Genomic DNA, 11,914 nt, shown 5'->3' on the forward strand with positions numbered 1-11,914 from the left:
TGGTTAGCCAACTATAGCGTTACGTAGAATTAAAAGTAATGTTATTTTATACTTATACGTATCATTTTACCATCAAGAGTAATTGGATACAATATGAAACGAAAGATAACTAGTTAAATTAAACTCATTTTTAATATAAAAACAAGTTGATTTCTTTTTAAGCGTTTTCGTAAATTTCTATTCCCCAGAAAAATATGGTATGATAAAGCTATAAAAGTAAGGAAAGAGGGAGAGAGTCTTATGAATTTTGAACAAAAATTTAGTCAACAACAAAAACAAGTTCAAAAAATGGCCATGACCCAACAATTACAACAATCTATTCAAATGCTTCAATATAATGCAGAAGAACTGGCTAATTTTTTAGAGCAAAAAGCTTTAGAAAATCCTTTAATTGAAGTTACAGTTGAAAGAGATTTTGCTGGCGAATCTTCACTTTACCCAATTCAAAAAACAAATTATCAAAATAGTGGCAATCATGAGGACGTTAATTATTTAAATCAAGTCCCAGATACAAGTACTTCGTTATTTGAATTTTTATTGGAACAGATTCATTTAACTATGCGTGATACTTATTTAAGAGAGTTGGTTTTGCTATTAACAGAAAACATAGATGATAACGGCTATTTAAAAATTGATTTAGAAGAAGCTGCTAAGGTTGTGGGAGCAGAAGATATCCAGATGTTAGATGCCCTGACATTATTACAACAACTAGATCCACCAGGTGTAGGAGCTAGAAATTTACAAGAATGCTTAATGCTTCAAATTGAACGAGATGATGATGCCCCTAATATGGCTTATGTAATTATAGAAGAAGAGTTCGAGAATTTTGCTAATCGTAAATGGAAAGAGATTACAAAAAACTTTGATATTTCATTAGAAGAAATTCAAGAAATATTTGATTATGTGCAAACGTTAACGCCACGTCCAGGAGCTGTTTATGATGGTTCTAGAGAACAGTATATTCGTCCGGACTTAGTGGTTAGAATAGATGGAGATGTGATTAAGGTGTTATCGGCAAAAACAGGATTGCCTGTTGTTCATTTCCAAAAAGAGTACTATCAAGAAATGTCTCAATTTAAAGAGAAAGATGTTACACGTTTTATGAAGGAAAAATTCAATGAATATGAGTGGATTAAACGTAGCATTGCTCAACGTGGGGAAACGATTGTCAAAGTTGGAACGGCAATTGTGGAGCGACAAAGAGATTTTTTTACAAAAACAGACCATCCAATTAAACCGCTAACGTTAAAAGAAATTTCTGAAAAATTAGAGATTCACGAATCAACGGTTAGTCGTTCTGTTAATGGGAAATATTTAGAAACGGGTTTTGGCATTTTTGAATTAAAAAGTTTTTTTACAAATTCATTTGGAAAATCTACTGTTCGTGAAGGTGTAAATGATGAAGATGTTTCTGGAGATGCCATTCGTAAAAAGTTATTGACTATTATAGAGGCAGAAAATAAAAATAAACCTTTATCGGATCAAAAAATAGTTGATTTAATGAAAGCTGAGGGGATTGAAGTGTCTCGTCGGACAATAGCTAAGTATCGTGATATTTTAAACATTGCTTCATCAGCAAAACGCAAAAGGTTTGATTAATGTTAGAGAATTATCTAAAAGTTGGTCATTTACCGACCAACTTTTAAACATTAATAAGCTTAATTTGAACTTTATAACGAATATTCCTGTTCTGAAAAATAAAAATAAACGCTTTTAAGTAAGTGAAATTTGACACATGATAGTCACAATAATAGCTGTAAATTCCTTAATGGATTTTTCTGAACTTTTTAGTTGAAAGATAGGAAGAAAACTGTTAAAATGAATTAGTAAGAGATGAAAGCAGTCGATAAATACTGCATAGAAATAATGACAATTAGATTGTGTAATCAGATAAATGTTGTTGTTTTAAATGAATCTCTTCTTTTTTTAGCCACTAAGGGTCGCCAAACGACTTACCTGGTCGCTGGATGACCAACGAAGGAAGATGATTTGAAATGCAGGACGTATTGTCTATTATTGAAAAGGTGGCACCTGATATTATGGATACTTTGCGTGAGCGGTATCAGATTTTACGTAATATTTATTTGCTGGGACCGATTGGACGCCGAGTATTAGCTAACAAAATGGATGTAACAGAACGTGTTTTACGAACTGAAACAGACTTTTTGAAAAAGCAAAATATTATTCAAAGTTCAAAGGTTGGAATGGAGTTAACCGCTTCAGGCGAAGTTCTTTATCATGAATTAGATAAAGTAATGGGGCAGCTTTTAGGTATGCGTGAGAAAGAAAATCAGTTAGCAACTTACTTTCAAATCGAACATTGTATTATCGCTAGTGGTGATAGTGATGAACAGCAAAAAGTAATGGATGAGCTAGGTCGGGCAACAACAGAGTCATTGAACTTTCTTTTACCAGAAGGCGCGAATATCATTGCGGTAATGGGTGGGACAACAATGGCCGAGGTTGCAAATCATATGACAGATGCTCTATCCAATAAACGTCATCTTGTGTTTGTTCCAGCTCGAGGTGGTTTAGGTGAGGCCGTTGACATACAAGCCAATGCAGTTAGTGCGCAGATGGCGAAGCAGACTGGTGGAGAGAATCGTGTTCTCTACGTACCAGAACAAGTTAGCGAAGAAACCTACAAACCATTATTACAAGAGCCAGCGGTTTACAATACGTTGAAAATGGTGGATAATGCAAATTGTGTTCTTCATAGTATTGGGGATGCAAGATTGATGGCCGAGCGACGTGGCATGAGTTCAGATGCCCTTGCTCTAATTGAACGTGAAGCAGCAGTTGGTGAAGCTTTTGGATATTTCTTTGATGAAACGGGTAGAGTGGTCTATAAAATTCCACGAATCGGTTTACAATTAAAAGATTTAGCCAAAGTTCCTTGTGTATTAGCAATTGCAGGAGGAAAGTCAAAAGCAAAGGCAATTGAAGCTTACATGAAAAACGCACCAAGTCAAACGTGGTTAATCACAGACGAAGGTGCCGCTAATCAGATTTTAAAAGGGGTAACCCTTTAAAATAAAACTAATTTAAGAATTCCTAAAGGAGGAAATCTAGTTATGACAGTAAAAGTAGGTATTAATGGTTTTGGACGTATTGGACGTCTAGCATTCCGCCGTATTCAAGCGGTAGAAGGTATTGAAGTAGTAGCAATCAACGATTTAACAGATGCTAAAATGTTAGCACACTTGTTAAAATATGATACAACTCAAGGACGTTTCGACGGTGACGTTGAAGTTCATGATGGTTATTTCAATGTTAACGGTAAAGAAGTTAAAGTTCTTGCAAACCGTAACCCTGAAGAACTTCCATGGGGTGATCTTGGAGTTGAAATCGTTCTTGAATGTACTGGTTTCTTCACTACTCAAGAAAAAGCTGAATTACACTTAAAAGCTGGCGCTAAACGTGTTGTTATCTCTGCACCTGCTACAGGCGACATGAAAACAATCGTTTATAACGTAAACCATGAAATCTTAGATGGTTCAGAAACAGTTATCTCAGGTGCTTCATGTACGACTAACTGTTTAGCTCCAATGGCTCAAGTATTAGAAGAAAAATTTGGTATCGTTGAAGGTCTTATGACTACAATCCACGCTTACACAGGTGACCAAATGACTCTTGATGGTCCTCACCCAGGTGGAGATTTCCGTCGTGCACGCGCTGCTGCAGAAAACATCGTTCCTAATACAACTGGTGCTGCTAAAGCAATCGGTTTAGTATTACCTTCATTACAAGGTAAATTAGACGGAGCTGCTCAACGTGTTCCTGTTGCAACTGGTTCATTAACTGAATTAGTAACTGTTTTAGACAAAAAGACTTCCGTTGAAGAAGTAAATGCTGCAATGAAAGCTGCTGCTAACGAATCATTCGGTTATAACGTTGACGCTATCGTTTCTTCTGATATCGTTGGTATGACTTTTGGTTCATTATTTGATGAAACTCAAACTAAAGTAATGACTGTTGGAGATAACCAATTAGTTAAAACTGTTGCTTGGTATGATAACGAAATGTCATACACTGCACAATTAATCCGTACTTTAGAATACTTTGCAAAATTAGGTGAATAATTCTTAATTTTAAAAAACGTAATTTCATGACGTTTATGAAAAGCGGGGAGCTTCGCGCTTCCCGCTTTTCTTTATGTTCAAATTTAGTTAAAAATAGGAGGCTTTTATTCATGGCTAAAAAAGTTGTAACTGACTTAGAGTTAAAAGATAAAAAAGTTTTAGTTCGTGCTGATTTTAACGTACCAATGAAAGACGGTAAAATTACAAATGATAACCGTATTGTTGCTGCACTTCCAACAATTGAATACATTTTAGAACAAAAGGGTAAAGTCATTGTTTTCTCTCATTTAGGTAAAGTAAAAACTGAAGAAGATAAAGCTGATAAAACGTTACGTCCAGTTGCTGAACGTTTAAGCGAATTGCTTGGCAAACCAGTAACATTTGTTCCTGAAACTCGTGGAGCAGAATTAGAAGCAGCTATTGCTAACATGAAAGACGGCGAAGTTGTGATGTTTGAAAACACTCGTTTTGAAGACATCGATGGCAAAAAAGAAAGTAAAAATGATCCAGAATTAGGTAAATATTGGGCTTCACTTGGCGACGTTTTCGTAAACGACGCATTTGGTACAGCTCACCGCGCACACGCTTCAAATGTTGGAATTGCTTCTAACCTTGAATCTGCTGCTGGTTTCCTAATGGAAAAAGAAATCAAATTTATCGGTGGCGTTGTGGAAAATCCAGATCGTCCATTAGTTGCTATCTTAGGTGGCGCTAAAGTTTCTGATAAAATTGGTGTGATTGAAAATCTTCTAAAAGTTGCTGATAAAGTACTTGTTGGTGGCGGAATGACCTACACATTCTATGCTGCACAAGGACGTGAAATTGGTAAATCTTTAGTTGAAACAGATAAAATCGACTTAGCTAAATCTTTATTAGAACAAGCAAATGGCAAATTAATTTTACCAGTTGACTCTGTTTGTGCGAAAGAATTTAGTAACGATGTGCCAACTGAAACTCATGAAGAAGTTCCAGCTGATATGATGGGTCTTGATGTAGGTCCTAAAACAGTTGAATTATTCACTAAAGAATTACAAGGTGCGAAAACAGTTGTTTGGAATGGTCCAATGGGCGTATTTGAAATGAGCAACTTTGCAAACGGAACAATCGGTGTCTGTGAAGCAATCGCTAAATTAAAAGATGCTACAACTATTATCGGTGGTGGCGATTCAGCAGCAGCAGCAATGCAATTAGGATTTGCTGATGATTTCACACACATCTCAACAGGTGGCGGTGCTTCTCTAGAATACCTAGAAGGCAAAGTATTACCTGGTGTGGCTTCAATTTCAGACAAATAAAAAGTGAAAAAGCCCGCTTAACTCTGAAAGAAAAATAGGGAAAATGAAAAAGGCGCTTTTAGCCTTTGCGCAGTTTCATCTTTTTTCCGAAGAGTTAAACAATCGACTTTCTAAAAATAAACTCATTCCATTTTGCGAAGAGATAACTTTCTAAACTCAATGGTAGTGTCATAGAAGAGGAGCAAAAAAATTATGCGTAAACCAATTATCGCTGGTAACTGGAAAATGAATAAAACAGCTTCAGAAGCATTAGCTTTTGCAGAAGCAGTTAAAACTAAAATCCCTGCTAACTCAGCAGTTGATTCAGTAATCGGTTCTCCTACTTTATTCTTACAAGAATTAGTTGGATCAGCTAAAGGAACAGAATTAAAAATTTCAGCTCAAAACTGTTATTTTGAAGAATCTGGTGCATTTACTGGCGAAACTAGCCCAGTAGCATTAAATGACTTAGGTGTGGACTATGTAATCATTGGTCACTCTGAACGTCGTGAATATTTCCATGAAACAGATGAAGATATTAACAAAAAAGCACATGCTATTTTCAAAAATAACATGACGCCAATCTTCTGTTGTGGTGAGTCTTTAGAAACCTATGAAGCTGGCAAAACAGCTGAATGGATCGAAGGACAAATTACAAAAGGTTTAGTTGGTTTATCTAATGAGCAAGTATCTTCAATGGTTATTGCTTATGAACCAATCTGGGCAATCGGAACTGGTAAATCTGCTGATGCAACAATCGCTGATACAATTTGTGGCGTAGTTCGTCAGACAGTTGAAAAATTATTCGGTAAAGACGTTTCTGAAGCTGTTCGTATTCAATACGGTGGTTCAGTTAAACCTGAAAACATTGCTGAATATATGGCTAAAGAAAACGTTGATGGTGCATTAGTTGGAGGCGCAAGCTTAGAAGCTGATTCTTTCTTAGCATTATTGGAGGCAGTAAAATAATGAGTAAATCACCTGTTGCAATCATTATCCTTGATGGATTTGGATTGCGTAATGAAACGATTGGGAATGCTGTAGCTTTAGCTAACAAACCAAACTTTGATCGTTACTGGGAAACTTACCCACATGGTCAATTAAAAGCTGCTGGTCTTGATGTCGGTCTTCCTGTCGGTCAAATGGGGAATTCTGAAGTTGGACATTCTAATATTGGTGCTGGACGTATTGTGTATCAAAGTTTAACTCGTATTGATAAAGCCATTGAAGAAAAAGAATTTCAAGAAAATGAAGCTTTAAACAATGCTTTTACTCATACAAAAGAGAACAACTCTGATTTACATTTGTTTGGCTTGTTATCTGACGGTGGGGTTCATAGCCACATCAATCACTTAATTGCCTTAGTAGAAACAGCTAAAGATAAAGGTGTCAAAAATGTTTATATCCATGCTTTCCTTGATGGACGTGACGTAGCACCTGATTCTGCACCTAAATATGTTGAAACATTAGAAAAAGCCTTAGCAGATATGAACTTTGGTGAAATTGCTACTGTTTCAGGTCGCTTCTATGCAATGGATCGCGACAAACGTTGGGAACGTGTGGAAAAAGCTTATAATGCAATCACTCATGGTATTGGTGAAAAATTTAACTCAGCAAAAGCTGCAGTTGAAGCAAGTTATGCAAATAACAAAATGGATGAATTCGTTCTACCAACTGTTATTGAAAAAGATGGAAAAGCTGTTGCAACAGTTAAAGATAATGACGCGGTTATCTTCTTTAATTTCCGTCCAGATCGTGCAATTCAATTATCAAATGCGTTTACTGATTTAGAGTGGGAACATTTTGAACGTGGAACAACGCCTAAAAATGTTAAGTTTGTGACGATGACATTGTACAACCCAAGTGTTGTAGCAGAAGTTGCCTTTGCACCAATCGAAATGAAAAATGTAATTGGTGAAGTTCTTTCAAATGAAGGACTAAAACAATTACGTATCGCTGAAACTGAAAAATATCCGCATGTTACTTTCTTTATGAATGGTGGACGTAATGAAGAATTCCCAGGTGAAAGCCGTATTCTTGTTAACTCACCAAAAGTTGAAACCTACGATTTGCAACCAGAAATGAGTGCATATGAAGTAACGGATGCTTTAGTAGCTGATATTGAAGCAGATAAACATGATGCGATTATTTTAAACTTTGCAAACCCTGATATGGTTGGTCACTCAGGTATGGTTGAACCAACAATCAAGGCAATCGAAGCAGTTGATGAAAACCTAGGTCGTGTTGTGGATGCACTTATCGCTAAAGGCGGTTATGCAATCATCTTTGCCGATCACGGGAATTCAGAAACAATGACAACGCCAGAAGGAAATCCACATACAGCTCATACAACTGTACCGGTTCCTGTAATTGTCACTAAAAAAGGCGTTACATTACGTGAAGGCGGCCGCTTAGCTGATGTAGCACCAACAATGTTAGACTTATTAGACGTTAAAAAACCAGTTGAAATGACTGGCGAAAGCTTAATTCAAAAATAATTGATAAATTTGCTGTGAATTCGATTAAATTCATTGCAACTATTGATAAAATTGACTAGAATGAAGCTAAGGGAAAATCCCTTAGTAATAAAAAATCTTTTAAACTCAAAGGAGAGAAATTAAATGCCATTTATTACAGATATTTTAGCACGCGAAGTCTTAGACTCACGCGGTAACCCAACAATCGAGGTAGAAGTTTACACAGAAAGCGGCGCATTCGGACGCGGTATGGTTCCATCAGGAGCTTCTACTGGCGAACATGAAGCTGTTGAATTACGTGACGGAGACAAATCTCGTTACCTTGGTAAAGGCGTTCTTAAAGCAGTAGAAAACGTAAATACAATCATTGCAGAAGCTGTTCTTGGTTTTGACGTTCGTGACCAAATGGCTATCGACAAAACAATGATCGAATTAGATGGTACTCCTAACAAAGGTAAATTGGGCGCTAACGCTATTTTAGGTGTTTCTATCGCTGTAGCTCGTGCTGCTGCTGATTACCTAGATGTACCTTTATACCAATATTTAGGTGGATTTAACACTAAAGTATTGCCAACTCCAATGATGAACATCATCAATGGTGGATCTCACTCAGATGCACCAATCGCATTCCAAGAGTTCATGATCGTACCAGTTGGTGCTCCATCATTTAAAGAAGCTTTACGTATGGGTGCAGAAGTATTCCATACATTGAAATCAATCTTACACGATCGTGGTTTAGAAACTTCAGTTGGTGATGAAGGTGGATTCGCACCTCGTTTTAACGGAACTGAAGATGCTGTTGACACAATCGTTCAAGCAGTTGAAAAAGCAGGATACAAAATCGGCGACGATATTCGTTTAGGTTTTGACTGTGCAGCTTCTGAATTCTACGAAAATGGCGTATACAACTATGCTAAATTTGAAGGCGAAGGCGGAGCAGTTCGCACAAGTGCTGAACAAGTAGAATTCTTAAAAGAATTAGTTGTTAAATACCCATTCATCATCACAATTGAAGATGGTATGGATGAAAATGACTGGGATGGTTGGAAACTATTGACTGACGCTATTGGCGACAAAGTTCAATTAGTTGGTGACGATCTATTCGTAACAAACACAGCTAAATTATCTGAAGGTATTGAAAAAGGAATTGGTAACTCAATCCTAATCAAAGTGAACCAAATCGGTACTTTAACTGAAACATTTGAAGCTATCGAAATGGCTAAAGAAGCTGGCTACACTGCAGTCGTTTCTCACCGTTCAGGCGAAACAGAAGATGCAACAATTGCTGATATCTCTGTTGCTACAAATGCTGGACAAATCAAAACTGGTTCATTAAGCCGTACAGACCGTATTGCTAAATACAACCAATTATTAAGAATTGAAGACCAATTAGGTGACTTAGCTGTTTACCGTGGTTTAGGTTCTTTCTACAACTTAAAAAATAAATAATTTTTAGGTGATTGTGTCTAAAATTAGCAATACATGCTGATTTTGTAGTTTAACTTTCAAAGTAAAAAAACACTATTTACATGACATTTTAAATATACTGACAATCAAAAAATCTCTCTATTCTGTTTATAAAAACGGAATGGGGGGATTTTTTTGTTGTCTGAACTAATAGAAGAGTTTATTTTGAATTGCCGATTGAAAAACTATACAAGTTCTACAATTTCAACATATTCAATAAATCTACATTTAGTTGAAAACTACTTAAAATTAGAATGTGGAATATCAGAAATTGAGAGTATAGAGAAAAAGAACTTAAAAGAATTTATTTGTTATCAAATGGAGAAAGGATACAAATCAAGCTATATTAATGTGATTTTGAAAATAATACGCTCTTTTTACAACTACTTAGTTGAAGAAAACTATTTATCTGAAAATATTGCTAAAGAAGTTCCATTTTTAAAACAAGAAAAGATGATTCTACACACATATAATAATGAAGAGATTAGTAAGTTAACAAAGTACTATGACTTTTCAGATTTTTTAAATGCCAGAAATAAGTTGATTATTCTCATATTTATTGATACTGGGTTAAGGTGTTTTGAATTAAGGCAGATGAAAATGGAGAATGTTGAGGATAACTATATACGAATTAAAGGCAAAGGCAATAAATGGCGTGTAGTACCCATTAGTTTATATTTAAAAAAGAAAATGCTCCGTTATGAAAGAATCAGGGGGAAATATGTAAGTAAATTTACGGGTAGAAAGATAGACAATAACTATTTTGTCAGCAGAAATGGGAAAGAGCTTAAAAGTAATGTAATGATTGAAAAGATAGTGAAAGAGGCATCTATTGCATGTGGCGTACGTTCAATGGTCAGAGCTAGTCCACATACTTTAAGACACTATTTTGCTGTGCAAAATCTAAAGCAAGGACAAGATTTGTTTACAATATCTAAGATATTAGGACATACAAATGTAAAAATTACGCAAACATATTTAGAATCAATATCCGATGATGAAATTATAGAAAAAGCATTATTAACAAGTCCGTTAATGAATTTAAGGGAAATCATATAATATAAAAAGAGCTATGAAAGTATTTTGGATTACTCAAAAGCTTTACGCTCTTGTGCTTGCTTTTGTAATAGTTTCATATACTCAATTGTTTTTTGTTTATAGATTCATCTAGAGAGTCATAGAGCGTGTTAAAGGACAGTTGTAAATAAGTTGATTGATTATCTACGAAGTAACTTATAGGGACGTGAAGAGCTTCTGACAGTGCTTTATAGTTATCTGATTTAGGTTCAGTACGTCCAACTTCCCAACTGGCTATAGTTTGTTGGCTAACATTAATTTTTCTACCAAGTTCCACTTGTGAAAGATTTAGTTTTTGTCTAGCTTGTTTAATTTTAATAGAATATTGATTTTGCATGTTAAACACCTCAAAATTAAGAATACAACAATTTGTTGTTAATTAACACGAAAATCCATCGATACAACTAAATGTAGTTGAATACTTCTTTAAGTAGTAATATAATGATTTATAAGGAGGAACAGAATGAAAAATGAGTTAACTATACAAAGAGAAAAAATAGGAATATCTCAAAAAAAATTGGGTGAGTTGTGTGGGGTAGGTCAGCAATGCGTTAGTTCATGGGAAAAAGGGAGAACAGTTCCTAAACCTTATCAAATGCAGTTATTAGAAGAGTTATTTAAGGTTAAGAAAGAAAAACTTTTCCATCAAGTTTTTTTTATAGATGAAAATTAATGGAGGAAATCTATGTTTGAATTTGGAAACATTATTTTATGGATAGGTTATTTTTGTTTTATACCGACAATGTCAGTAATTTTACTAAAGAGTTTGCAAGGTAAAAAAGCACATATCAATTTACTTTATATATTAATTATAGGGTTATTACTAGTTTTACTAGGAAGTTTTATTGCAGCAATGAGCAGTTTGTTTGGAAATTATTAAAAGAGGTGGGAATAGTAGATGGAATGGAAAACTATTACTTTAAATTTAAAGATGATTGCTAAAAAATGGAAAATTATGCTTGGAATATTTATACTTATAATATTTCTAGTTAACAGTTGTGGAAATGAGTCTAAAAAATATCAAGGTGTATGGAAAAGTACTGATGGAGATTATACTTTGAAAATAGGGAGAAATAAACTCTATTTATCAGGATTAGTTGAAAGAGAATCTAGATATTACTACTATGAAAGAGCTATTTACGAGGGGAAGGAATACAATATAGGAAATTACAAGTATCTTATTTCCTATAGGATTTACGAAAATGATAAAAATAAAATGTCTATGAGCGTTAATAATACAAAAGGAAATATAGTATTTACTAGGTCTAAAAATATTTCAATAGTTTGGTTGGTTATTTCTATTGTTTTGTTCATTTATATATATCGTAGAATAAAAAGAAAATAAGTATTAAAAGCATATAAAAAGTGGTTAGTATAGTATGTATTAAATATTATACACATACTATACTAACCACTTAACTATTTATATTCACATTAAGTTATTGACAAAAACACAAATATAGTGTATAGTCAAATATACACTTAATAATTTAATTATGTTACTACCTAACTACATAATATAATAAAAAAAAGTGTT

12 protein-coding genes are annotated in these 11,914 nt (G+C 34.6%); 11 read left to right on the forward strand and 1 reads right to left on the reverse strand.

Going from position 1 to position 11,914, the window contains the following annotated elements:
• Window positions 1–240 precede the first annotated feature (240 nt).
• From rpoN to BR43_RS15190, 8 genes are all read left to right on the forward strand, one after another.
• Window positions 241–1,599: an RNA polymerase factor sigma-54 gene (gene rpoN / locus BR43_RS15155; protein ID WP_034563440.1), complete on the forward strand. Its 1,359-nt coding sequence runs from the start codon at window positions 241–243 to the stop codon at window positions 1,597–1,599.
• A gap of 395 nt (window positions 1,600–1,994) precedes the next feature.
• Complete coding sequence (locus BR43_RS15160; RefSeq protein ID WP_034563442.1) at window positions 1,995–3,032, forward strand: sugar-binding transcriptional regulator; 1,038 nt, start codon at window positions 1,995–1,997, stop codon at window positions 3,030–3,032.
• Between the two features lie 42 nt (window positions 3,033–3,074).
• Complete coding sequence (gene gap, locus BR43_RS15165) at window positions 3,075–4,082, forward strand: type I glyceraldehyde-3-phosphate dehydrogenase (RefSeq protein ID WP_034563444.1); 1,008 nt, start codon at window positions 3,075–3,077, stop codon at window positions 4,080–4,082.
• Window positions 4,083–4,192: 110 nt separating this feature from the next.
• Window positions 4,193–5,377, forward strand: coding sequence for a phosphoglycerate kinase (locus BR43_RS15170; RefSeq protein WP_034563446.1), 1,185 nt, complete (start codon window positions 4,193–4,195; stop codon window positions 5,375–5,377).
• Between the two features lie 192 nt (window positions 5,378–5,569).
• A complete protein-coding gene (tpiA, locus tag BR43_RS15175) occupies window positions 5,570–6,325 on the forward strand; it encodes a triose-phosphate isomerase (protein ID WP_034563448.1) in 756 nt (251 codons plus the stop codon).
• The gene (gene gpmI / locus BR43_RS15180) at window positions 6,325–7,854 is read left to right on the forward strand and encodes a 2,3-bisphosphoglycerate-independent phosphoglycerate mutase (protein WP_034563451.1); all 1,530 of its coding nucleotides are present in this window, start codon (window positions 6,325–6,327) and stop codon (window positions 7,852–7,854) included. Before tpiA ends, gpmI begins: the two co-directional genes overlap by 1 nt.
• Before the next feature lie 123 nt (window positions 7,855–7,977).
• Window positions 7,978–9,282 carry a phosphopyruvate hydratase gene (gene eno, locus BR43_RS15185; RefSeq protein ID WP_034563453.1) on the forward strand — a complete coding sequence of 435 codons (1,305 nt, stop codon included), beginning with the start codon at window positions 7,978–7,980 and terminating at the stop codon, window positions 9,280–9,282.
• Window positions 9,283–9,435: 153 nt separating this feature from the next.
• Complete coding sequence (locus BR43_RS15190; RefSeq protein WP_034563455.1) at window positions 9,436–10,359, forward strand: tyrosine-type recombinase/integrase; 924 nt, start codon at window positions 9,436–9,438, stop codon at window positions 10,357–10,359.
• Between the two features lie 73 nt (window positions 10,360–10,432).
• Here BR43_RS15190 and BR43_RS15195 read toward each other — a convergent pair whose 3' ends face one another.
• The gene (locus BR43_RS15195; RefSeq protein WP_051933990.1) at window positions 10,433–10,714 is read right to left on the reverse strand and encodes a helix-turn-helix domain-containing protein; all 282 of its coding nucleotides are present in this window, start codon (window positions 10,712–10,714) and stop codon (window positions 10,433–10,435) included.
• A 126-nt stretch (window positions 10,715–10,840) separates the two neighbouring features.
• Here BR43_RS15195 and BR43_RS15200 point away from each other — a divergent pair, with 126 nt between their 5' ends.
• From BR43_RS15200 to BR43_RS15210, 3 genes are read left to right on the forward strand one after another with little or no spacing between them, the layout of a single operon-like run.
• Window positions 10,841–11,050 (forward strand): helix-turn-helix transcriptional regulator, encoded by a 210-nt coding sequence (locus BR43_RS15200; protein ID WP_034563457.1) that lies wholly within the window; start codon window positions 10,841–10,843, stop codon window positions 11,048–11,050.
• Between the two features lie 12 nt (window positions 11,051–11,062).
• Window positions 11,063–11,257 (forward strand): hypothetical protein, encoded by a 195-nt coding sequence (locus tag BR43_RS15205; protein ID WP_034563459.1) that lies wholly within the window; start codon window positions 11,063–11,065, stop codon window positions 11,255–11,257.
• Window positions 11,258–11,275: 18 nt separating this feature from the next.
• Window positions 11,276–11,722 carry a hypothetical protein gene (locus tag BR43_RS15210; RefSeq protein ID WP_034563460.1) on the forward strand — a complete coding sequence of 149 codons (447 nt, stop codon included), beginning with the start codon at window positions 11,276–11,278 and terminating at the stop codon, window positions 11,720–11,722.
• The last annotated feature ends 192 nt before the right edge of the window (window positions 11,723–11,914 follow it).

The sequence above is a fragment of the Carnobacterium gallinarum DSM 4847 genome, assembly GCF_000744375.1.
Classification (GTDB): Bacteria; Bacillota; Bacilli; order Lactobacillales; family Carnobacteriaceae; genus Carnobacterium; species Carnobacterium gallinarum.

Excerpts from the sequence above, each read along its gene's own strand:
- rpoN (WP_034563440.1), top strand. The coding sequence starts at position 241 with ATGAATTTTGAACAAAAATTTAGTCAACAACAAAAACAAGTTCAAAAA.
- BR43_RS15160 (WP_034563442.1), top strand. The coding sequence starts at position 1,995 with ATGCAGGACGTATTGTCTATTATTGAAAAGGTGGCACCTGATATTATG.
- gap (WP_034563444.1), top strand. The coding sequence starts at position 3,075 with ATGACAGTAAAAGTAGGTATTAATGGTTTTGGACGTATTGGACGTCTA.
- BR43_RS15170 (WP_034563446.1), top strand. The coding sequence starts at position 4,193 with ATGGCTAAAAAAGTTGTAACTGACTTAGAGTTAAAAGATAAAAAAGTT.
- tpiA (WP_034563448.1), top strand. The coding sequence starts at position 5,570 with ATGCGTAAACCAATTATCGCTGGTAACTGGAAAATGAATAAAACAGCT.
- gpmI (WP_034563451.1), top strand. The coding sequence starts at position 6,325 with ATGAGTAAATCACCTGTTGCAATCATTATCCTTGATGGATTTGGATTG.
- eno (WP_034563453.1), top strand. The coding sequence starts at position 7,978 with ATGCCATTTATTACAGATATTTTAGCACGCGAAGTCTTAGACTCACGC.
- BR43_RS15195 (WP_051933990.1), bottom strand. The coding sequence starts at position 10,714 with ATGCAAAATCAATATTCTATTAAAATTAAACAAGCTAGACAAAAACTA.
- BR43_RS15200 (WP_034563457.1), top strand. The coding sequence starts at position 10,841 with ATGAAAAATGAGTTAACTATACAAAGAGAAAAAATAGGAATATCTCAA.
- BR43_RS15205 (WP_034563459.1), top strand. The coding sequence starts at position 11,063 with ATGTTTGAATTTGGAAACATTATTTTATGGATAGGTTATTTTTGTTTT.
- BR43_RS15210 (WP_034563460.1), top strand. The coding sequence starts at position 11,276 with ATGGAATGGAAAACTATTACTTTAAATTTAAAGATGATTGCTAAAAAA.